Origin of the sequence: Chitinophaga sp. 22308 (genome assembly GCF_052045305.1) — a bacterium.
GTDB lineage: Bacteria > Bacteroidota > Bacteroidia > Chitinophagales > Chitinophagaceae > Chitinophaga > Chitinophaga varians_A.
In genome coordinates this window covers 158,317-181,391 of record NZ_JBQEOP010000003.1, presented here as the reverse complement: position 1 = coordinate 181,391, position 23,075 = coordinate 158,317, and the positions used below count along the sequence as shown (strand labels likewise).

The 23,075-nt window shown below is 50.3% G+C and carries 18 protein-coding genes; 11 read left to right on the top strand and 7 right to left on the bottom strand.

The window, feature by feature from the left end; all coding sequences use genetic code 11:
• The first annotated feature begins 20 nt into the window (after window positions 1-20).
• Both ACTJJS_RS12470 and ACTJJS_RS12465 read left to right on the top strand, forming a co-directional pair.
• Window positions 21-3,590 (top strand): SusC/RagA family TonB-linked outer membrane protein, encoded by a 3,570-nt coding sequence (locus ACTJJS_RS12470; RefSeq protein ID WP_440663914.1) that lies wholly within the window; start codon window positions 21-23, stop codon window positions 3,588-3,590.
• A 26-nt stretch (window positions 3,591-3,616) separates the two neighbouring features.
• Window positions 3,617-5,017: a RagB/SusD family nutrient uptake outer membrane protein gene (locus ACTJJS_RS12465; RefSeq protein WP_440663913.1), complete on the top strand. Its 1,401-nt coding sequence runs from the start codon at window positions 3,617-3,619 to the stop codon at window positions 5,015-5,017.
• A gap of 57 nt (window positions 5,018-5,074) precedes the next feature.
• On the opposite strand, the gene ACTJJS_RS12460 is transcribed toward ACTJJS_RS12465, so the two are convergent.
• Entirely contained in the window at window positions 5,075-5,764 is a 690-nt protein-coding gene (locus tag ACTJJS_RS12460) for a peptidoglycan DD-metalloendopeptidase family protein (protein ID WP_440663912.1), read from the bottom strand.
• 44 nt (window positions 5,765-5,808) lie between these two features.
• Here ACTJJS_RS12460 and ACTJJS_RS12455 point away from each other — a divergent pair, with 44 nt between their 5' ends.
• The 4 genes from ACTJJS_RS12455 to ACTJJS_RS12440 are packed head-to-tail and all read left to right on the top strand — an operon-like array spanning window position 5,809 to window position 8,545.
• Window positions 5,809-6,591, top strand: a complete 783-nt coding sequence (locus ACTJJS_RS12455; RefSeq protein ID WP_440663911.1) for a prolipoprotein diacylglyceryl transferase — start codon at window positions 5,809-5,811, stop codon at window positions 6,589-6,591.
• Entirely contained in the window at window positions 6,584-7,990 is a 1,407-nt protein-coding gene (locus ACTJJS_RS12450; protein ID WP_440663910.1) for a radical SAM protein, read from the top strand. The genes ACTJJS_RS12455 and ACTJJS_RS12450 overlap by 8 nt, the downstream gene beginning before the upstream one ends.
• A gap of 9 nt (window positions 7,991-7,999) precedes the next feature.
• A complete protein-coding gene (locus tag ACTJJS_RS12445; RefSeq protein ID WP_168871340.1) occupies window positions 8,000-8,266 on the top strand; it encodes a hypothetical protein in 267 nt (88 codons plus the stop codon).
• 21 nt (window positions 8,267-8,287) lie between these two features.
• Complete coding sequence (locus tag ACTJJS_RS12440) at window positions 8,288-8,545, top strand: hypothetical protein (RefSeq protein WP_168871341.1); 258 nt, start codon at window positions 8,288-8,290, stop codon at window positions 8,543-8,545.
• Between the two features lie 71 nt (window positions 8,546-8,616).
• Here ACTJJS_RS12440 and leuS read toward each other — a convergent pair whose 3' ends face one another.
• Window positions 8,617-11,382 (bottom strand): leucine--tRNA ligase, encoded by a 2,766-nt coding sequence (leuS, locus tag ACTJJS_RS12435; RefSeq protein WP_440663909.1) that lies wholly within the window; start codon window positions 11,380-11,382, stop codon window positions 8,617-8,619.
• 263 nt (window positions 11,383-11,645) lie between these two features.
• On the opposite strand from leuS, the gene ACTJJS_RS12430 reads away from it, so the two are divergent.
• The 3 genes from ACTJJS_RS12430 to ACTJJS_RS12420 all read left to right on the top strand — a co-directional run bounded on the left by ACTJJS_RS12430 (window position 11,646) and on the right by ACTJJS_RS12420 (window position 13,708).
• Window positions 11,646-12,518: a cell division protein FtsX gene (locus ACTJJS_RS12430; protein WP_168871343.1), complete on the top strand. Its 873-nt coding sequence runs from the start codon at window positions 11,646-11,648 to the stop codon at window positions 12,516-12,518.
• 34 nt (window positions 12,519-12,552) lie between these two features.
• Window positions 12,553-12,834 carry a DUF3098 domain-containing protein gene (locus tag ACTJJS_RS12425; protein WP_168871344.1) on the top strand — a complete coding sequence of 94 codons (282 nt, stop codon included), beginning with the start codon at window positions 12,553-12,555 and terminating at the stop codon, window positions 12,832-12,834.
• A gap of 79 nt (window positions 12,835-12,913) precedes the next feature.
• A complete protein-coding gene (locus ACTJJS_RS12420; RefSeq protein WP_440663908.1) occupies window positions 12,914-13,708 on the top strand; it encodes an undecaprenyl-diphosphate phosphatase in 795 nt (264 codons plus the stop codon).
• A 73-nt stretch (window positions 13,709-13,781) separates the two neighbouring features.
• On the opposite strand, the gene ACTJJS_RS12415 is transcribed toward ACTJJS_RS12420, so the two are convergent.
• On the bottom strand, window positions 13,782-14,999 hold the full coding sequence (locus tag ACTJJS_RS12415; RefSeq protein WP_168871346.1) for an alanine dehydrogenase: 1,218 nt from the start codon (window positions 14,997-14,999) through the stop codon (window positions 13,782-13,784).
• A 40-nt stretch (window positions 15,000-15,039) separates the two neighbouring features.
• Window positions 15,040-15,477, bottom strand: a complete 438-nt coding sequence (gene tsaE / locus ACTJJS_RS12410) for a tRNA (adenosine(37)-N6)-threonylcarbamoyltransferase complex ATPase subunit type 1 TsaE (protein WP_168871347.1) — start codon at window positions 15,475-15,477, stop codon at window positions 15,040-15,042.
• A gap of 131 nt (window positions 15,478-15,608) precedes the next feature.
• Between tsaE and ACTJJS_RS12405 the strand changes: the two genes are divergently transcribed.
• The gene (locus ACTJJS_RS12405; protein ID WP_440663907.1) at window positions 15,609-17,717 is read left to right on the top strand and encodes a heavy metal translocating P-type ATPase; all 2,109 of its coding nucleotides are present in this window, start codon (window positions 15,609-15,611) and stop codon (window positions 17,715-17,717) included.
• A gap of 36 nt (window positions 17,718-17,753) precedes the next feature.
• A complete protein-coding gene (locus ACTJJS_RS12400; RefSeq protein WP_440663906.1) occupies window positions 17,754-19,655 on the top strand; it encodes a RecQ family ATP-dependent DNA helicase in 1,902 nt (633 codons plus the stop codon).
• A 78-nt stretch (window positions 19,656-19,733) separates the two neighbouring features.
• Here ACTJJS_RS12400 and ACTJJS_RS12395 read toward each other — a convergent pair whose 3' ends face one another.
• From ACTJJS_RS12395 to ACTJJS_RS12385, 3 genes are all read right to left on the bottom strand, one after another.
• The gene (locus ACTJJS_RS12395) at window positions 19,734-20,780 is read right to left on the bottom strand and encodes a Gfo/Idh/MocA family oxidoreductase (RefSeq protein ID WP_343744815.1); all 1,047 of its coding nucleotides are present in this window, start codon (window positions 20,778-20,780) and stop codon (window positions 19,734-19,736) included.
• A 118-nt stretch (window positions 20,781-20,898) separates the two neighbouring features.
• Entirely contained in the window at window positions 20,899-22,449 is a 1,551-nt protein-coding gene (locus ACTJJS_RS12390) for a helicase HerA-like domain-containing protein (RefSeq protein WP_440663905.1), read from the bottom strand.
• Between the two features lie 220 nt (window positions 22,450-22,669).
• Window positions 22,670-23,050, bottom strand: coding sequence for a co-chaperone GroES (locus tag ACTJJS_RS12385; RefSeq protein WP_440663904.1), 381 nt, complete (start codon window positions 23,048-23,050; stop codon window positions 22,670-22,672).
• Between the last annotated feature and the right edge of the window lie 25 nt (window positions 23,051-23,075).

Below are 23,075 nucleotides of genomic sequence, written 5' to 3'. Positions count from 1 at the left end.
ACATTAAAAAACCAAGATCAATGAGGATTTGTACCAGACAAAGCCTTCGGGGCTCCCTGTACCTATGCGTACTGTTACTCACCAGCGTCTGTGCGTTTGCACAGGAAGGACGGGTTGTCCGCACAGCGGCGGCAATACCGGTAAAATATGCGTTGGACAGGGTAACAGCCATCTACGGCACCACCTTCATGTATGAAGGCGACCTGCTGAAAAACAGAACTACCAATGTTGTGGTGGAAGCGCTGAAAGACCGCCCGGTGGAAGAAGTATTGAAGCGAATTCTGTACCCGGCAGAGTTGTTGTTTTTGTATGTAGATAAAAACCATTACACCATCGTGGCCCGGCAGCAAAAAGGGAAAAAGGTGGAAACCCTTGCCCCCGGAGCGATTGCTGCTGATGAAGATCTGCGCACCATCAGCGGTCTGGTCAAAGATAAATCCGAAACACCCCTTCCCGGTGTAACGATCCAGCTGGAAGGCGGCAGAAAGTGGGCGGTAACGGACAACAGCGGCTACTACATCATCGCAGTACCTATGAACGCCCAGGCCCTGATCTTTACTTACGCAGGCATGGAACGCAAGCGGGTGCCCCTGGGCCCGGCGGCCTCGATGAACATCTATCTCGAGAGCAAAACACTGGACGAAGTAGTGGTGACCGGCTACCAGACACTTTCCAAAGAAAGGGCTACCGGCGCATTTTCCACAGTGAAGGCTGCCGATCTCGAAAAACGCCGTATCTCCAGCCTGTCGCAGGTGCTGGAAGGTAACCTGCCCGGCCTGGTGAGTTATAACGGCAGCATCAGCGTCCGCGGTACCAGTACCTTTATGGCCAACAGCGCACCGCTGTATGTGATCGATGGGTTCCCGGTGGAAAACACCTACTATGATATCAGTACCGGGGCGCTGCGTGAATCTGTTCCTAACATCAACCCGGAAGATATTGAAAACATCACAGTGCTGAAAGACGCGGCGGCAGCCTCTATCTATGGCGCCCGTGCTGCCAATGGTGTTATCGTGGTGACTACTAAAAAAGCCAAAGCAGGTACCACCCGCCTTCACTTCTCCGGTGATTTTGCAGTAAAGCCTAAATACGATCTTTCCTATTTGCGTAAAGCCAGTGCCAGCGAATTGATAGACCTTACCTACAATTACTTCGATAATGACCCCGCCTATAAGGCAAACCCCCTGCAGGAAGCCAACCGTCTGCGCAACTATGCCGGCGCCATCACCCCGGCAGTAGATATCATGCTGCAACTGGCGGAAGGAAAAATTACCCGTGAACAGGCGGATGCCGGCATGGACAAGTTGCGCGGTATGGACCTCTATAACAATCAACTGTTGAAGTTATTACGCCCTGCCGCCAATCAGCAATATAACCTGTCTCTTTCCAAAGCCACTGCCGGCCATACTTTCAACTTTTCGGCCACCTTCCGGAATGACCAGGGTTATCAACGGAATGACAACAATAAATCACTCGGCCTGAATCTCCGTAATATACTGTCGGTCAACAAATGGCTGACTGCCGAAGCGGGCATATTCCTCAACTATGGCGATTCCAAAGGTCCGGGTTCGGATGCGATATCCCTCACCAGTATGATCAACGGGCAGCTGCCGTTTGAGCCCATCTTTGACGCAAACGGTAACCCGTTGCCACTGCGTAACAGCCTGCTGCCGGACGAAGCAGCCGATTATAAAAAATACAATCTCTATTCTCCCGATAGAATATTACAGGACGAACAAAATTATAACCAGGTACGCCAGCTCGATATCAAAACACGCGCTTACGGTAAGCTGAACGCCCGCATCCGTCCCTGGCTGACCTATGAGGGCATGTTCCAGTACGAAAAAAACAACGGCAAATCCGAACAGTTGCTGAACGCCGAATCTTACTATATGCGGGATAAAATGAACAGCTTCACCTACCTCGATACAAAAGGTAATGTGGCTAATAAATTCCCGCAGGGCAATGGTTTCCGTACTTTCAACAACTACCTGCGCGCCTATACGTTGCGTAACCAGGTCAACTTTAACAAGTCATTCGACAGACATGAAATTGTGGCCATAGCCGGTTCTGAAACCCGGGAAGTGAAAAACAACCGCGATTTCATGGCCATGTGGGGCTATGACCCGCTGACATTACAGTATGTACCGGTCAATAATGTCACCGAGCTGATGACCGGTATGACAGGCCTTAACAGGCACCAGGGACGATTGTACAGTTATAAAGACCTGTTGACAAAAGGAGAGGTGATCAACCGTTATTTCTCCTTTTATGGAAATGCCAGCTATACCTACGATGATAAATACATGGTGAGCGGCAGTATCCGGTATGATCTCTCCAATCTCTTTGGCACCAATCCGGCTTATCAGTACCGCCCGTTGTGGTCTGCCGGCGGCAGCTGGATCATGAGCAAAGAAAAATTCATGGAGCATATCTCCTGGATCAATCTCCTGAAACTGCGTGCGTCCTATGGTATCAACGGTAACGTGTCCAAGGAATCCGGTCCTTTTATGACCGTGACTTACGGACTTAATACGCTGACCAACAACCAGACCGGTTCCATTAAATCCCCGCCGAATCCTAATCTGCGCTGGGAGCGAACTACCACCACCAACTTCGGCGTTGACTTTGCCATGCTGAAAGACCGTCTGAGCGGCGCTATCGATGTGTATCAAAAGAAAAGCGACGACCTGCTGACTACTGTAACGATCGATCCTGCGCTGGGCTTTGCTTCGGCCATACTCAACAATGGCGCTATGCAGAACAACGGTGTGGAACTGATGCTGAAAGGACAGATCATTCGTCAACGTAAGTTTGGCTGGGATGTGACCATCAACGGCGCTTTCAACAAAAACAAAGTCACCCGGGTAGACCTGAAACCGGGCACTGCTTCCGCACTTATCTCCGACGGCGATGCAGGTACCAATTTCCTGCAGGGCAAACCTTATAAAAGCCTGTACAGCTACCCTTATGCAGGTCTGAATAATTATGGGGAGCCGATGATTTACGGCCTTGATGGGGTGGCTGTTAACGCAGCTGTGACCAATCCTGACATCGCGCAGTACAGTGGTTCGCTGGTGCCGGTTTTCAGCGGCGCTTTGATTAATAATATCAGCTGGCGCAACTTTCAGTTCTCCTTTATGTTCGTTTACCACCTGGGCAATGTGATGCGCGGCGATGCTACTGTTATTGGAAATTTGCCTAACAATGCTGATGTTATCAGTGGTGTGGCTGATAAGGTATGGAAACAGCCAGGGGACGAATTGTACACCAATGTACCACGTATTTCGTGGGAATATGATCCGCGGAAAGCCAGCTTCCGCAGCGCTTATTACCGTTATGGTGACCAGAACGTAGTGAGTGCTTCGTACATCAAAGCGCGTAACCTGGCATTAACCTATACGTTGCCAAAGCAGTGGATTAAAAAGATAAAGGTGGCCGATGCCCGTGTACGTTTTCAGGCAGATAACCTTTTCTACATCGGCTTTAATGGCCAGGGGATAGACCCCGAAGCCTGGAGCCTGCGTACAGGAGGCCGTTACCTGCCCGTTATGCCTGCTTATAATGCAGGGTTTAACATCACACTTTAATTATCATCAGCACAAAAGATATGTATATGAAAAAGATCTTGCCGTTTGTTTTGGGAGGAAGCCTGATGATAGGGGCTGCCGGCTGTAAAAAATACCTCGAGATCGTGCCGAAGGGAGAGAAGGTCCCGCAAACGCTCGCCGACTATAAGCCGTTAATGGAAAGCAAAGCTGTCCACACATTTGACTATACCAATCAAATCCTGGTGGCCAACGAGTTTTATACACCGTTGCAGCAACAGGTGTCCATTAATCTCACTAACATCAATTTTAACTGGCAGGAAGACAAAAGCCGGGCAGAGCTGATCGTTGACGACGCTGCTTATAACGGTGCCTACGCTGGTATTTTTATCTATAATACTTTGGTGAACAAGGTGCCCGATGCTACTACCGGCAGTGCTGCGGAAAAGGCGCAGCTGGTGGCACAGGCGCGTATCGGTCGTAGTATGTTGTATTTTTACCTGATCACGTCCTATGCTAAAATGTATGATGCGGCTACCGCAGGCACTGATCCGGGTGTGCCTTTTAATATCAGCGGAGATACGGAAGACCAACCGAAACAGTTGTCTGTGCAGCAGATTTATGATTTTATTTTGAAAGATGTGAATGCTGCCTTGCCGGACCTGCCCAAAGTAGCGGAGAACGGCTACTATGCCAGCAAAGGCGCAGGCTATGCTTTTCTGTCCCGTGTACACCTGTTCATGAAAAACTACAGCGAGGCTGCCTCTTTTGCTGACCTGGCACTCGCCGAAAACAGCGCGCTGTTTGACTACATCGGGTACTATAATGACAACAAAACAATATTTGATAAACCTGTGACTTCCGTTACCGTACCGAAGTTTGAATTCACCAGTCCGGAGAATTACATTTTCCATTACGGCGGGAGCATCGTACAGAACCAGGGCTTTTATGCTTCTTCCGTGCGTTATGCTGATTCTGCACAATTCGACAATGGCGATGTGCGCCGCATAGTGAACCTCGCTCCGAGGAGCCTGGGCGCCAACGGAGAAACGATCTGGGCGTACAGAAGAACAGACAACGTGAACGTAGGCGGTATCCGTACACCGGAAATGTATTATGTGAAAGCGGAATGCCTGGCGCGCAATGGTAAACTTGCCGAAGCTATGGCGGCGCTGAATACCGTTCGCCGTAAGCGCATATTGCCGGCTGTGTATACCGATGTAACGGCTGGTACCACGGAAGAAGCCATCCGCCTGATACGCCGCGACCTGTTATGCGAATACCGCGGTACTGGTTTGCCATACCTTACTTATCGCCGCTTCAATAATGACCCGCAGTATAAGGCTACCATCACCAAATTGGAAGGGACCAACACCTATTCCATCAAGCCGGAATCACTCATGTGGATCATGCCTTTTTCTGTGAAAGCACTGGCTTACAATAAGTCTTTACAGCAAAACTCGAAATAGGAAAAACTAAAACCAACCATCGAAAGCAGGTCGCCGGTATTTACCGGCGGCCTTTTTTTATCCGTGGGTGTTACGGTTCAGTTGCAGGATAAGATCGGGGTCGGGGCAGTTTTGCAGGTATTTGTCACGCTCACTGTAACGGCATACACCGGGATAATCGCCGCGGTAATGCATCATGTCCGTCACAATCTGGAAATGCAGATGTGGAGGCCATCCGCCATTTTCGGCAGGGGTGCCAAACCAGGCGAACTGCTGTCCGGCCGCTATGGGCATCTTTTCGTACAGCCCCTGCAGATTGGAAATGCTCAGGTGGCCGTACAACGTATGGAACGTATAGCCGTCCAGTTGATGTTGCAGGATAATGGTGGCGCCATAGTCCCCGAAGTGGTCATTGAAACGAAAGCTGTGCACATGCCCCTTCAGCGGTGCAGACACAGGCGTGCCGGAAGGCCCCCATATATCGATGCCCAGATGAAGCCTGCGTGGCTCTTCTCCGGCATCAAAATGCGGGCTTACGGCATAGATGGTGCGGTGCTCATTATAACCGCCGATGCCCAGCCGGCAGCCGCCGGAGGCGAGGGTACGGGTAATGTAACGGCAGAACCGGTCTATATTGTTCAGCACAGGTTTGGTGAGGGTCGTATTATTGGCAGTAAAGTCCATGACCAGCAGCTGTTCGTCGGGCTGGAGCAGCGTGATCACCGGGTGGAAGGCGGATTGGTGTTGTTTTAATACCTCCTGTAACATATTTTGTCAGCTTAAACTGTACATCTAAATATAAATATTAATTTGTGTATAAAATAATCAGTTGCCCCGTGGTGTATCCTGTCTATGTGTCTGTTGCTTCTCTTCATCTTCCGTTGCATGTGATAACGGAGACGCTGGGCATGTTCATCGGTTTCCGGTATTTCCTGTTCCTGCGGCGGCGCCAGGGCGACCAGGTAGACAGTAACAACCGTATCTGGTCTGTTATTGGCGCTACCTTTGGCGCTTTGTTGGGCAGCCGTCTGCTGGGCGCACTGGAGAACCCTCCCGGGCTGTTACATGCTGCGAATCCACTGTTATATATCTACCAGAATAAAACCATTGTAGGTGGACTGCTGGGAGGATTGATAGGGGTGGAAACCATCAAAAAGCTGGTAGGGGAGCGTCAATCAACCGGCGACCTGTTTACTTATCCGCTGATACTGGCCATGATCATTGGCCGTATAGGTTGTTTCAGCATGGGCATCTATGAAGAGACTTACGGAGTGCCCACTGCTTTGTCCTGGGGGATGGACCTGGGAGATGGCCTGATGCGGCACCCGGTGGCATTATATGAAATTGTTTTCCTGTTGACGCTGTGGCAGTTGCTGCGTATAGTGGGCCGGCGTTACCGGCTGGTGAGCGGCGCCCGCTTTCAACTATTCATGATCGGATATTTATTATTCCGTTTCCTGCTCGATTTTATCAAGCCCGGCTACCGGTTCCCTTTCGGCCTTGGTGCTATACAACTGGCGTGCCTGGCCGGACTGATTTATTACGCCCCCGTTATTATTTTCCCATCACGATTAATTGAGAAACAATATGCCTGAGAAAAATTACACGTATTACGACTTTACGGTAAGCATCTGTAGCACTTGCCTGCGACGTGTAGACGCGAAAGTTATATTTGAAGACAACAAGGTATTTATGGTGAAGAACTGTCCCACGCATGGAAGGGAAAAAGTACTGATCGCTACAGACATCGACTACTATAAAAATACCCGGAACTATAACAAACCTTCGGAAGCACCGCTGAAAACCAACACCCGCACGCATTATGGTTGTCCATATGATTGCGGACTTTGTCAGGACCATGAGCAGCATTCCTGCCTTTCGGTGATTGAAGTGACGGACCGCTGCAATCTTACCTGTCCTACCTGTTATGCCATGTCTTCACCTCACTATGGGCGGCACCGTACGCTGGAGGAGATAGAGCGGATGCTGGACATCATCGTGGATAATGAAGGCCAGCCCGACGTAGTGCAACTCAGCGGCGGCGAACCGACTATTCATCCGCAGTTTTTTGAAATACTGGACATCGCGAAGCGGAAACCTATCCGCCACCTGATGATCAATACCAACGGGATACGTATTGCGAAGGACAAGGAATTTACCGCCCGGCTTGCAACGTACATGCCTGACTTTGAGGTGTACTTGCAGTTCGACTCCTTCCGGCCGGAAGCGCTGGAACGCATGCGGGGAAAAGATCTGACCGAAACCCGTAAACAGGCGATTGAAAACCTGAATGAAGTCAATCTCAGCACCACGCTGGTGGTGACGCTGCAACGTGGCGTCAATGAAGATGAGATGGGAAGCATCATTGACTATGCCCTGCAACAGCGGTGCGTAAGGGGCGTTACTTTTCAGCCGGTACAGGTGGCGGGCCGCACAGATGATTTTGACCCGGCTACCGACCGTATAACGTTGACGGAAGTACGTCAGCGGATACTGGAGCAGTCGCCCATTTTTAACGAGCATGATATCATCCCGGTTCCCTGTAACCCGGATGCACTGGCCATGGCCTACGCGCTGAAAATAGACGGAAAGACATTCCCGCTCACCCGTTTTGTGGACCCGGCCGTATTGCTGAACAATAGCAAAAACACTATTGTATATGAACAGGATGAGAAGCTGCACCAGCATGTGCTGAAAATTTTCAGTACCGGTATCTCCACGGACGCGGCAGTTTGTGATATGCAGTCACTGTTGTGCTGCCTGCCACAGATACAGGCGCCCGGACTGGATTACAACAACCTGTTCCGGATCGTGATCATGCGGTTTATTGATGCATATGACTTTGACGTGCGTGCCATTAAAAAGTCCTGTGTGCATATTGTACATAAAGACGGCCGGATTATTCCGTTTGAAACGATGAACCTGTTTTACCGGGATGATAAAGAAGCCTATCTGAAAACATTACAGGAGGAAAGAGAATCCGTTCAGTCATAAACGTTATATATGAAACCTTTTGTTCAAAAGCTGTTGTGGATGTTGGGTGTACCACTGTCAATTGCTTTGGTGATGGCGCTCTCCGGCGATGAAGGAATCCTGGGTGCCGGTTTGCTGCTGATGTTTGTGGTGGCTGCTTATTTCGTGGTGGGCGTATTGCTGGCTGTATTTTCAAGGCCAAATGCGGAAGCCGGCAAGGCATTGGTGCTGGCAGCGGGTATTATTATGTTGGTAGGTTTGTCTACCTGTGGACTTATCTTGGCCGGAGTTCACTAGCCATGTTTAAAAACGATGCTTATGCGCAACTTCTGGTGGAAGACCGGTTACCTTGCTGCTATACCATTGCTGATTTTTTTCATAGCGTTGGGTATCGGCAGAGGTGATAACCTGGAGGCAGCAGGGATCCTATTAGGATTGCTGGTATTGGCTTACGGCATTGTAGGCGTGATGTTGCTGATATCGGAAGACAAAGAGGAGGGGCTGGCATTGCTGTTGTCGGGGTTTATCATTATGCTGGTGGCTTTTATCACCGGATGGTTTATATTGGGCATCTAAGTGTATTATAAAGAAAAAGCGCGCAAGGCCATGGCTTTGCGCGCTTTTTTTGTCGGGAGATGATTATGCGATTATATTACCACGTTGATCATTCTGCCTTTTACGATGATTACTTTTTTCGGTTGTTTGCCATCAAGCCATTTCTGCACTACTTCGCTGGCCAGCACTTCTTTTTCGAGCGTGCTGTTGTCTGCATCCAGCGGGAGGCCCATTTCAGTACGGGTTTTACCGTTTACCGCGATGGGGTAGTTGAAGGTGCTTTCTTTGGTATAGCTTTCATCGTACACCGGATAGGCGGCGTCGAGGATGCTGGTGGTATTGCCTAACAGGTGCCACAGTTCTTCAGCGAAGTGCGGCGCATAAGGAGTCAGCAATATCAACACTGGTTCCAGGATGGCGCGTTTGCTGCATTTCAGGGTGGCCAGTTCGTTTACACAAATCATAAACTGGCTGACAGCTGTATTATAAGAGAAGCTGCTGGTATCACCATCAATTTTGTTGATGGTTTTGTGCAGTATTTTCAGCTCTTCCGGCGTAGGAGCGTCGTTGGTGACAATGAGCCCTTTGTTTTCGTCTGCAAACAGGCGCCACAGCTTTTTGAGGAAACGGTGTACCCCTTCAATGCCCTTGGTGTCCCATGGTTTGGACTGTTCTACCGGTCCGAGGAACATTTCGTACATGCGGAAGGTATCAGCGCCGAATTTGTTCACCAGATCATTCGGGTTGACAGTATTGAACAGGCGTTTGCTCATTTTTTCCAACAACACGCCGCAGATATATTTCCCATCTTCCAGGATGAAGGTAGCATCAGCGTAATCAGCTTTCCATTTTTTGAAGGCTTCCAGGTCCAGTTCCAGGCCGTCTACGATATTCACGTCTACGTGCAGCGGATCTGTTTCATACTGGTCTTTCAGGCCATGGGAAACAAACTGCTGAGTGCCGCGGATGCGGTATACCAGTCTGGAGCTGCCACCAATCATTCCCTGATTGATCAGTGATTTGAAAGGTTCATCGAAACCGATGTGGCCCAGGTCGTAGAGGGCTTTGGTCCACATACGGGAATAGAGCAGGTGCCCTACTGCATGTTCAGTACCGCCAACGTACACATCTACCTGGTTCCAGTAATCGGTGGCTTTGCGGTCGGCGAAAGTGGTGCTGTTATGCGGGTCCATATAACGCAGAAAGTACCAGCTGCTGCCGGCATAGCCGGGCATGGTGTTGGTTTCGCGTTTTACATTGGGCGCCACGTTAACCCAGTCGGTGATATTGGCCAGCGGGCCTTCTCCTTCTTCGCCTGGTTTGTATTGGTCTACGTGCGGCAGTTCCAGTGGGAGGTCTTTTTCATCCAGCGGGTAGGCCACGCCGTCTTTGAATACTATCGGGAATGGTTCGCCCCAGTAGCGTTGGCGGCTGAAGCCGGCGTCGCGCATTTTAAAGTTGATCTGGCGTTTGCCGATCTTCATTTCTTCCAGTTTGTTGATCACCGCGTCCATGGCTGGTTTCATGTCCATACCATCGAGGAAGCCGCTGTTTTGCAGTTTGGCGTCCTTGGTGGGATTGGCTTCTTCGCCGTTGAACGCGTCCCCGATGATGTTGGTGATGGGGATGTTGAAGTGGCGGGCGAAACTGAAGTCACGCTGGTCGCCGCAGGGCACGGCCATTACGGCGCCGGTGCCGTAGCCTGCCAGCACGTATTCTGCGGTCCATACCGGTATTTCACGGCCGTTGAGCGGGTTGATGGCGTAAGCGCCGGTAAAGCAGCCGGTGATTTGTTTCACGTCTGCCATACGTTCCCTTTCGGAGCGGCTTTGCACGTATTCGAGGTATTTGTCGATGTCGGCTCTTTGTTCTGCGGAAGTGATCTGTTGTATCAGTTCATGTTCCGGCGCAATTACCACGAAGTCCACGCCGAAGATGGTGTCCGGGCGGGTGGTATATACTTCGATGGTGTGGCTGGAGCCTTTCAGGGAGAAGGTCACTTCGGCGCCCTGGCTCTTACCGATCCAGTTGCGTTGCATTTCCTTCATGGCGTCGCTGAAGTTAACGGTTTCGAGGCCAGTGAGCAGGCGATCGGCGTATTCGGTGATACGCAGGAACCACTGGCGCATTTTCTTTTTCACGACAGGGAAGCCGCCGCGTTCACTCACACCGTTGATCACTTCGTCGTTGGCCAGTACGGTGCCCAGGGCAGCGCACCAGTTCACTTCGGCATAGTCGAGGAAGGCGAGGCGGTACTGCATCAGCACTTCCCGTTGTTCCTTTTCGGTATAGCTTTTCCATTCGGCAGCGGTAAAGGTGCGCTGACGGTCGCCCGGACAGGCATGACGGCTGTTGCCTTCCTGTTCGAAGATGGCGGTCAGGGTGCTGATAGGCTCTGCTTTGGCGTTGAGGCGGTTGTACCAGCTCTCAAACAGTTGCAGGAAAATCCATTGTGTCCATTTATAGTAAGACGGGTCGCTGGTATTTACTTCGCGGTCCCAGTCATAACAAAAACCGATATTGTCCAGCTGTTCGCGGAACGCTTTGATATTCTGGGCGGTGGTCACTGCAGGGTGCTGACCGGTTTCCAGGGCATATTGTTCCGCTGGCAGGCCGAAGGCGTCGTATCCCATAGGATGCAGTACGTTGAAGCCTTTTAGCCTTTTATAGCGTGAATAGATGTCCGTTGCAATATAACCCAGCGGGTGGCCCACATGCAGGCCCGCCCCGGAGGGGTAGGGGAACATGTCCAGCACATAACATTTGGGCTTGGGGCTGTCATTGCTTACCTTATAAGCGTGGGACTCCTTCCATTGCTGTTGCCATTTCTTTTCGATTGCCCTGAAATTGTATTCCATATCTCAATGTAGATGAGCGATAACCATCAGGATGTAAAACAATACATCCGGGGTTTTGCGCGTTATCAGTTATAAATTTAAAACCGGTTGATGCCGTTTCGGCAAAATAATGTTAAAAATATTAATACAGCAATGACATCCCCCAACATCTTTATATATTGCCGTTTTCTTAACATATATTGCTGCCGGTGACAGGTTGGACTGGCAAAATTAAACACATAACTACTAATTTTTATTATTTTCGCCGATAAACTGCAAGATTAATGGCGCAATCCGGGAAATCATCAGCAAAGAAGTCTAAACCGTCCTATATCTACTCCATTATTGGGGTAGCGCTGGTATTGTTTTCGTTGGGTACACTGGGCCTGGTGGTCATCCATGCCAGCAAACTCAGCAAGTATTTCAAGGAAAACATTGAAATTCAGGTGATTCTGAGAGATAATGTGAAAGAGAACCAGGCACTGGCCCTCCGTGATTCCATTGCTCACAAACCGTATATCAAATCCATTGAATACGTATCGAAGGACGTGGCGGCAGACCGCTTTAAGAAGGATTTTGGCGAAGATTTCATCCAGCTGTTGCAGTACAATCCGCTGTATGCCAGCATCAATATCAAGGCCAACGCCAACTATGTGAACACAGACAGCCTGAAGGTCATCGAAAACAATCTCACCCAGCAGAACATTGTCCGGGAGATATCCTATCAGCGCAGCCTGGTGCAGAAACTGAATGAAAACGTCAATAAAATAGGGATGGTGATCCTGATTATCAGCTGCCTGCTGGCGCTGGTGGTCATCTTCCTGATCGATAATACCATCCGTCTGGCCATGTTCAGCAACCGTTTCCTGATCAAGACCATGCAGATGGTGGGCGCTACCCGCTGGTTTATCGCCAAGCCGTTCGATCTCCGTAGTATCGCCAACGGCGCTATCAGCGCGCTGATAGCCATCGCCGGCCTCGTGGGCATCCTGTCCTTTGCTGACAAAGCGCTGCCGGAGCTGAATGGATTACGTGACAACATGATGATCGCCCTGCTTTTCCTGGGCATGATCGTAGTGGGTATCGCTATCTCCCTGTTCAGTACCCATCGCTCTGTAATGAAATACCTGCGGCTGAAACTGGACGATCTTTATTAATGCAATATCATCATCATCTTAACAAATAAACACTATGGCTAAAGAAACGCTCAGATCAACTGTGACAAAAGATACCCAGGTGACCGACAGCCGGCCTATCTTTCCTAAAGAAAACTACAAGTACATGTTAGCGGGGATTATAGTAGTTGTGATCGGATTCCTCCTGATGATGGGTGGAAACAGCAACGATCCCAATACATTCGATGTGAATGAGGTGTACAGCTTCCGTCGTATCACCCTGGCGCCCATTGTGATTGTACTGGGCCTGCTGATAGAGGTATACGCCATCATGGCACGCCCCAAAACAAAAGAATAATTTGAGCCAACAATCATATTATAACAGCGATGATGCCCTCATCGCTTTTTTTATCACATTTTAACCATACTTGTTTTTAATGAACTTCTTCCATGCCATCATTATCGCCATTGTGGAAGGGCTGACTGAGTTTCTGCCTATTTCCTCCACAGGGCATATGATTATTGTAAGCTCCCTGTTGGGTATCAACAAAGATGAATTTACCAAACTGTTTGAAGTAGTGATACAGCTGGGCGCCATTCTGGCCGTGGTGGTATTGTACTGGCGGAAATTCCTTGTTTTCGATAAAAACAGGTTTCAGTTTTACCTGAAGCTGGCCGTGGCCGTAGTGCCTGCCCTTATTGCCGGGTATCTCTTCAGCGATAAAATTGATGAACTCCTGGAAAGTCCGCTGACTGTAGGCATTACCCTGTTCCTGGGAGGTATTGTGCTGCTGTTTGTGGACAACTGGTTCCGTAATCCGGTAATTGATTCCGATGAGAAAATCAGCATATTCTCCGCCCTGCGCATCGGGTTTTTCCAATGCCTGGCACTGATACCAGGCGTAAGCCGCAGTGCGGCCTCCATCATCGGTGGTATGCAGCAGAAGCTTACCCGCAGCGAAGCGGCCGAATTCTCTTTCTTCCTGGCCGTACCTACCATGGCTGCCGCCACAGGGTATAAGCTGCTCAAAGGCAGAGAGTTGCTGATGGCGCATCCGGAAAACCTGAAGCTGCTGCTGGTAGGCAATATCGTAGCTTTTGTGGTGGCCATGCTGGCGATCAAATTCTTCATCGGCACCCTCAAAAAATACGGTTTTAAGATGTGGGGCTACTATCGTATCATCGTGGGGGGCATCATCATTGCCGCCATCCTGATGGGCAAGAAATTATAATTTCTCATTCATTATAAAGCGAAGCGCCGGTGATATCATATCACCGGCGCTTCGCTTTTATCTTTCAGACCTGTTACCCTTTGACTGCCAGTAACAGTTCCAGGTCAGTATATTTCAGCTTGAATTTTTCGCTGAGGTGGTAATTGGTCAGCGCGCCTTTATACAGGTAGATCCCGTTTCTTACGCCGCGCTTGATCCACACCAGGTTCTCAAAGCCGCCGTCATCGGCTGCTTCCACCAGCAGGGGCATCAGCACGTTGCTGATAGCTTCGGAGGCAGTGCGGGCAAAGCCGGAGGGGATATTGGGAACACAATAGTGTACCACGTCGTATTTCTTGAAGACCGGGTTTTCGTGGCTGGTGATTTCAGAGGTTTCGAAACAGCCGCCGCGGTCTATGCTCACATCTACAATCACGGAGCCGGCCTTCATATTGCTGACCATGGCTTCTGTCACCACGATGGGCGTACGGCCGCTCTGCGAGGAGAGGGCGCCTACGGCCACGTCGGCATTGCGTAGTTGTTCGGCCAGCACTTTAGGCTGTATAACGGAGGTAAATACCCGTACGCCTATATTGTTTTGCAGCCTTTTCAGCTTGTAGATGTTATTGTCGAAGACTTTCACGGATGCGCCCAGTGCCATGGCGGTACGGGCGGCGAATTCGCCTACGATGCCAGCGCCGATGATCACCACTTTGGTAGGCGGGATACCGGTAATGCCGCCCAGCAGGATGCCCTTGCCTTTGTTGCCATTGCTCAGATATTGACCGGCAATGAGCATCACAGCGCCGCCGGCAATTTCACTCATCGCCCTTACGATGGGATAGGTGCCGGCATCGTCTTTCAGGTTTTCGAAAGACAACAGGGTGATACGTTTGTCCATCATCTTCTGTACCTGCAACGCTTTCAGCGCAGCCAGGTGGATGGGGGAGATAACAATCTGGTGAGGATGTAACAGCTCTATTTCCTCATCGTTCAGCGGGGCTGATTTAACGATGATCTCTGCCTTAAAGACTTCCCTTTTATCGTAAACGATTTCAGCGCCGGCCTCTGAGTAGTCGGTGTCGTAATAGTGGGAACCGTCGCCGGCTTTATGTTCCACCACGATATGATGTCCGTGTGCAGCCAGGATGCTTACCGCGTCGGGCGTCAGGGCAATACGGTTTTCCTGGAAGGAGTTTTCTTTGGGTATACCGATGAATAAACGGGAATTTTTTTGTGGGATATCCAGCGTTTCTTCCAGTGGTGAATAAGTAAAGCCAGCACTCACTACAGGTTTTTGCCTTTGCTCCATAAAACGGTCAATATTGTTTTTCTGTATTTGTAAAGATACACTATTTGTCAGATGCGGAAATTTCGCGCAGCACCCTTTTTTGGTCAGGCAGCACCTCCAGCTGAAGGTGGATGGTGTCCGGTGGCAGGAGGGGAGCTATGACGTCAGGCCATTCCACAAAGCTGATGGCGTCCTGGTAGAGCGTGTCCTCCACGCCGGCGCTGATCGCGTCGTTTTCATCTTTCAAACGGTAGAGGTCTAAATGATAAATACGGCGGGCTTTTCCCTGCGGGTCCTGGTAACCATATTCGTTGATAATGGAAAAAGTAGGGCTGGCGGTGGCGTCGGCTACGCCTTTGGCCGCACATAAAGCTTTGATCATCGTGGTTTTACCGGCACCCATGGGGCCATTGAGCGTAAATACCTGCTTATCGCCAAAATAATTCCAGAAAGCACCGGCTACGTCCGGCAGCTGTTCCAGCGTAAATGTCCATTGCATAGGCAAATGTAGCGATTTATGGCTGTTTTTCGCCGCCGCAGGGATATGTTAAATCTATACGCTGTTGCATTAATATTTGATGGACGTAGCGCGTCATAGGGTAATTTTGTAACCGGAAAAAAGGAAACACCATGACATCAGTAAGTTGCAAGGTGGAAGGCATGCACTGCACCAATTGTGCGCTCAGTGTGTCCCGATACCTCGAGAAAAAAGGCATGGAAAATATCAATGTCAGCTTCGCTACGGAAGAGGTGAGCTTCATTGCCCCGGCCGGCGCTGATTCGGCGGAAGTGCTGAATGGTATCAACGACCTCGGTTTCCGTGTGGTATTGCCCGACCAGGCACCGGCCAGGATACCGGTTTACCAAACCCTGACCTTTAAATTTTTCTTTTGCTTAATATTTACACTGCCACTGTTGCTGCATATGTGGGTGGACTGGCACTGGCTGCATAACCCATGGACACAGTTCTGGCTTACGCTACCGGTATTTATCACCGGGCTGTGGCATTTTGGTAAGAGCGCTGTCCGATCCCTGATGAACCGCATGGCCAATATGGACGTGCTGGTAACCCTCGGCGCTTCAGCCGCCTTCATTTACAGTGTCATCGGCGCCCTGGTAAACGGCAACCCCGATTACCTGTTCTTCGAAACCACGGCCGCCATTATTACCCTTGTCTTCCTGGGCAACCTGCTTGAAGAAAAATCAGTCAGACAAACCACTACCGCCATCACGGAACTGGCCCGCATGCAGGTCACCATGGCCCGCCTCATCAATACCGACCATGGCCATGAACATATCCATGAAGTAGACAACCGGACACTCCGCCCGGGAGATTGTGTGCTGGTCAATACCGGCGACAAAATACCGATGGACGGCACCATCTACTGGGGCAGCGGTCATATCAACGAATCTATGATCACCGGGGAAAGCGATCCTGTCAGCAAAAAAGAAAAAGATAAAGTCATTGGCGGCACCATCCTGGAAGACGGGAGTATCAAAGTATACATCACCGCTACAGGTAAAGACACTGTGCTGTCTTACATCATAGAGCTGGTCAAACAGGCCCAGAGTGACAAACCGCCCATGCAGCGGCTGGCTGACCGTATCAGCGCCATCTTTGTGCCGCTGGTGCTGAGCATCGCTGTCGTTACCTTCCTGGGATGGTATTTTATCGGTCACACTACCTTCGGCACTGCCATGATGCGCAGTATAGCCGTTCTGGTGATAGCCTGTCCCTGCGCGATGGGGCTGGCCACGCCGGCAGCAGTGATGGTGGGCCTGGGACGCGCCGCCCGCAACGGTATCCTGATCAAAGGAGGCCATACCCTGGAGCTTTTCAAAGACATCAAACGCGTTGTATTCGATAAAACAGGAACACTTACCACCGGTAAGCTGACCCTTCGTCACTACCATACCACGATGGAAGACCTGACTTTCCGTAAAATCGTTTACAGCCTGGAAAAATATTCTTCCCATCCGATTGCCCGTTCTGTGGCCGCTATGTGGAAATCCGCAGGAGAAGTGCCGTTACAGCAGGTGCGCGAACACAAGGGACTGGGCATGCGGGCCAAAGACAAGGAAGGTAATGAATGGGAGCTGGGCTCTTTCCGCATGGCAGCTGGACTTACAGATGATGATAGCCATAACCTTTATCTGGTATGCAACGGCATCCTCATGGGATGGCTCGATTTTGCCGATGAAATCCGTCCCGAAGCGGCGGCGGTGATTCAGCAGCTGAAAACCTCTGGTATCCAGCCGGTGCTGCTCAGTGGCGATACTGCCCGCAAATGCCGGGAACTGGCCACAGCGCTGGGCATCACGGAGGTATATGCCGAACAGTCGCCACAACAAAAGCTGGAGCAGATAGACCGCTTCGTGCGACAGTCCCCTACGGCCATGGTAGGCGACGGGATCAACGATGCACCGGCACTTTCCAAAGCCACTATCGGCATCTCTCTCAGCGACGCCACACAGGTGGCCATGCAAAGCGCTAATGTGGTGCTGCTCAATAATCACCTGGGCTCATTGCCGCTGGCGCTGGGACTGGGAAAACACACGTACCTTACCATTAAACAAAACCTTTTCTGGGCCTTTGTTTACAATGTGGTGGCTATTCCGGTAGCTGCGCTAGGATTGCTCAATCCTATTGTGGGCGCCGGTGTGATGGGCCTCTCCGATGTGGTGCTGGCCGTCAATTCTGTCCGGTTGCGGTATAAACGGGTGGTAAGTGCGTCGTAAATAGTAAATTGCGAACGCACTATTCAGCGAAAAAATTTGAGCACACCCGTAGCCATATTGCAGCAATACTGGGGTTATAACCAGTTCCGCACATTACAGGAAGATATTATCAGCAATATCCTGGCAGGCCAGGACACACTGGCGCTGTTGCCTACCGGCGGCGGCAAGTCCATCTGTTTCCAGGTGCCGGCTATGATGAAACCGGGGCTGTGCCTCGTGGTCACACCGCTGATAGCCCTGATGAAAGACCAGGTGGCCAACCTCAAAAAGAAAGGCATCACGGCGTATTCTATCTATTCCGGGATGTTGTACAAAGACGTGGAACGTGTGCTGGAAGCGGCCCGCAGAGGAGGATGTAAATTCCTGTACGTATCTCCTGAACGACTGCAAAGTAAACTGTTTCAAACCTATTGCGATGGCCTGCCAGTGAACCTGATCGCGGTGGACGAAGCACACTGTATTTCCCAGTGGGGATACGATTTCCGTCCTGCCTATCTGAAAATAGCAGATATCCGGAGTTATTTCCCCGAGGCGCCGGTGCTGGCACTTACCGCATCTGCCACGCCCAAAGTACAGACAGACATCTGCGATAAGCTCCTGATGAAGGAGGCTAAAGTGTTTATCAAAAGTTTCACCCGTGCCAATCTCTCCTACAGTGTGCTGGAAGAGGCCACTAAAATCGATAAAGTAAAACATATACTGGACCGCGTGCCCGGCTGTGGCATCGTGTATTGCCGCAACCGCAAGCGTACCAGGGAAATAGCAGACCTCCTGCAATTGCAGGGCATATCTGCCAGTTACTACCACGCCGGCCTGCCGCAGGCCGAAAGGGCCGCCAGGCAGGAAGCCTGGATCAATAATGAAAACCGGGTAATGGTTTGTACCAACGCTTTCGGTATGGGCATCGATAAACCGGACGTGCGCATCGTGGTACACTACGATATGCCCGATGGCCTGGAAGCCTATTACCAGGAAGCCGGCCGCGCAGGCAGGGATGAACAAAAAGCCTATGCCGTATTACTGTACAACGAAGAGGAACTGGCTGAAATGCAGGAGCGCATCGCATTGCAGTTCCCAACGCTGGAACAGGTGCGGGAAGTGTACCAATGCGTGGTGAACTATCTCCAGGTGCCGGTAGGCAGCGCGGAAGGCGTTTATTTTGATTTTGATATCAATGATTTTGCCCGCACTTTCCAGCTCAACCTGACGATGGTGTACAGCGCTATCAAACTGCTGGAACAGGAAGAGGTGCTGCAATTGAGTGAAAGCGTGTTCTTGCCTTCCCGGGTGGAATTCGTGACCAATAAAGAATCGCTGTACGCTTTTGAAAATGCGTATCCCGCGCTGGAAGAGATCATTAAGGTGTTGCTGCGTACCTATGAAGGTATTTTTGATCACGCTGTGCCGATATACGAAAGACAGATAGGAAGGATCATGTATATGGAGGACGATGATATTGCTGCGTTATTGCAACAGTTGCATCAATATGGCATTATCCATTATCACGCCCGGCGTGACGAGCCACAGCTCTGCTTTCTACAGGAAAGGGTGTCGGCATCCAATCTGCGTATCAATATGGCGCGGGTGGAAGTACGTAAAAAGATATATGCCGACCGGCTGGCGGCTATGTTTGCGTATGCCCGTAACAGTGATACTTGCCGTACGCAGCAGCTGGTGGCTTATTTTGGCGAGAAGGACGCAACGCCTTGTGGCATCTGTGATGTATGCCTGAAGAAAAAATCATCCCCGCCGGATGCTGCATCGTTTAAACGTATAGCTGACAACGTTACAGGAATACTGAAAGATAAACCGCTGCTGTTTGCGGAATTGTACCAGCAATTGCCTGATATCCGCAGAAGCGATCTGATGGCCGTGTTACAGTTCATGAATGAAGAAGGGCTGTTGCGCCGCGATGAGGAGGGGAAACTCTGCATTTAGTCATTAAAGCATTTGGTTATTTGATTATTGAAGGATACCTACCATCCTTCAATAATCAAATAACCAAATGGCCCAATATTATAATGAAATTACACGGCCTTCTTTACTGCTCTGGAAGGCTGCTTCAATAATTCTGATCACATTTTCCGCATCTTTCGGGTCTACCGGGTTGGGCGCATTGTTGGCGATGGCTTCATAGATGCCCTGATAATAGTCCATGTAGTTGCCGCTGGTGCCGGGGAGGTATTGTTTCACGGTTTTTCCGTCGATAGTAGTATGCAACAGTCCCCATTCATGCGGCGCTTCGGCGCCCCAGTCCGGACTATTGGGCAGCAGGCCTCTTTGCAGTTGCGCTTCCTGTATGTCGGATTTTGTTTTGATGAAAGAGCCGATGCGCCCATGGATCTGATAGGACGGCAGCGCTTCTCTGATGAGATAGCTGCATTTCAGGCGTACACGCAGGGTGTCGTAGAAAAGTACCAGTTCAAAGTAGTCGTCTACAACGGAATCTTTCCGGATGATCCGTATATCAGCCCAAACAGATTTGGGAAAACCGAACAGTTGCAGCGCCTGGTCTATCAGGTGTGAACCGAGGTCGTAAAGGCTGCCGGTACCGGGATTGGCCACTTCTTTGTGTTTTTTATAGCTGAGCTCTTCCTTGAAGCGGTCGTAGTGGATTTCTGCTTCGAGGACATCGCCGAGGAGGCCTTCGTTAAGTACTTTACGAACGATTTTGAAATCGCTGTCATAGCGGCGGTTGTGGTATACGCTGAGCAGCAGTTTTTTCTCTTTCGCCAGCGCAATGAGGGCTTCCGCTTCGGCGGCCGTAACGGTGAAAGGTTTTTCTACGATCACGTTCTTGCCTGCTTCCAGCGCGGCTTTCACATATTCGAAGTGGGTGTAGTTGGGCGTGTTTACAACAATCAGTTCCAGCTCCTTATCTGCCAGCATATCGGCGACTGACGTATATACTTTTACGTTAGGATATCTTTGTCTGGCCAGGTCCTTGCTACGTTCCACTACGGCGGTGAATTCAAAGCCCGGGTTCACGTATATAAATGGCGCATGGAAAATTTGTCCGGACATGCCGAAGGAGCAGATGCCCGTTTTGATCACTTTACTCATAATTATCGTTTAAATCGGCGAGCGGCCGGTTAGTATTATTCCGGATTAAAGTATAAAAAAACGATCAGTTTTTCCGTACAAATCCTTGTTTGTCAATCCTAACCGGTTGGCGCAACTACTAAAAAATTGACTTCTTGCTTCTGCCGCCGAGGCCCAGTGCGCCCAGCAGGCTGCGGGTGATAACGCTGGCGGCTGTACGACCTGCCTGCCGCATGGCAGAGCTGCCCATTACCTGTTCGAGCAGGCTTTTTTCTTCTTTTTGTTTGCCGGTGCCTGATGAGCCGGAACTGGCGGCTGCCGCTGTTTTTTCAGCTGCCTCCTGCAGTTTGGCGGTCAGTATTTCATAGGCGCTTTCGTTGTCGATGGTCTCGGCATATTTCTTCACCATTTTGGAATTATTGACGAGGGCATCTATCTCCGCGTCGGTGAGCACGTCCATACGGGAGCGTGGAGATACCAGCATAGTGGCGGCCAGCGGCGTAGGTACGCCTTTTTCGTTGAGACAGGTGATCAGCGCCTCGCCGATACCAATCTGTGTCAGCAGTTCATCCGTTTTATAGAAGTCAGACAACGGATAGTTTTCGGCTGTCTGTTTGATGGTTTTACGGTCGTTGGCGGTGAAGGCGCGCAGGGCGTGCTGTACTTTAAGGCCCAGTTGTCCGAGCACGGAAGCCGGGATGTCCATAGGGTTTTGGGTACAGAAGAAAATGCCCACGCCTTTGGAGCGTATCAGTTTGATGATGGTGTCGATCTGTTTCAACAGCGCGTCGCTGGCTTCATTGAAGATCAGGTGCGCTTCATCGATGAACATCACCAGTTTGGGTTTGTCGAGGTCCCCCTCTTCAGGCAGTGTGGCATACAGTTCTGCCAGCAGGCTGAGCATGAAGGTGGAGAAGAGTTTGGGACGGTCCTGGATATCGGCCACCCGCAGGATGGAGACTACGCCGCGGCCATCGTCGCTGATGCGCATGAGGTCATCTACTTCAAATGATTTTTCCCCGAAGAAGAGATCAGCGCCCTGTTGTTCCAGCTCTATCACTTTGCGCAGGATAGTGCCGGTGGAAGTGGTGGATATTTTACCATAATCTTTTTCCAGTTCTGTCTTGCCTTCATCAGAAGCGAATTGCAGCACTTTTTTGAAGTCTTTCAGGTCCAGCAGCGGGAACTTGTTATCGTCGCAATATTTAAACAGCATGGCTACGAGGCCTGCCTGTGTATCATTCAGTTCCAGTATTTTGGACAGCAGTATGGGGCCAAATTCGCTGGTGGTGGCGCGCAGGCGGACACCTTTTTCGTTGCTGAGGGACAGCAGTTCAGAAGGGTATGCGGCGGGTGACCAGGAGCCGCCGATTTTCTGGTACCGTTCCTGGATCTTGGGATTGTCAGTACCGGCAGCAGCGATACCGCTAAGGTCTCCCTTGATGTCCATCAGTAATACGGGAACGCTGGCATCGCTGAGGCCTTCGGCGATCACCTGCAGGGTCTTGGTTTTACCGGTACCGGTGGCACCGGCGATCAAACCATGCCTGTTCATGGTTTTCAGAGGGAGGAATACATCTGCTCCACTGATCACTTCACCATCCAGCATAGCACATCCTAACTTGAAATGCTCGCCTTTAAATGTATAGCCGTTCTTAATGGACTCCAGAAATGCTTCTTGATTGGCCATGGTGTAAATTGTTTTTTATGAAGATAACAAAAACAGGCTGCAATCGCTGCCGTTGGATGGCAGTTTGCATACCCGGAACGAAATATAATCTTCCGATAATATAAACAAAAAATCCCGCCTGCAAGGCGGAATTCATCTCCCTATATTTAAATTAATCCCCATAAAAAATCCCGCCCAGCGGGCGGGAACCAAATATCAACATATCAAAATCTGTAAATGATCACAGGTCTTCTTCTCTTTCCAGCATCAGGATGGCTCCCTGTGGCACAATGAAGTATGTTTCGTCTTCATATACTATCTCTGTGGAACCACTGAGCAGAAAGATAGCGAGGTCGCCTTCTTTGGCCTGTAAGGGGATATATTTCACTTTATCCTCTTCCGGCTTCCAGGAATCCTCGTCTTCCACGGGAACAGGAATAGCGTAACCAGGACCGGTTTTGATCACATATCCCTTCTGTACCTTTTCTTTGGATTGCACACCGGGAGGCAGGTATAATCCGCTTTTGGTACGGTCGTGCGGTGTTGTTGGCTTAATCAGTACACGATCGCCAACAACGATCAGTTTTTTTAGTTTATTGTCCGGTGTAATATGTATAGCCATGATGTATGTTGATCAAAAATGATGC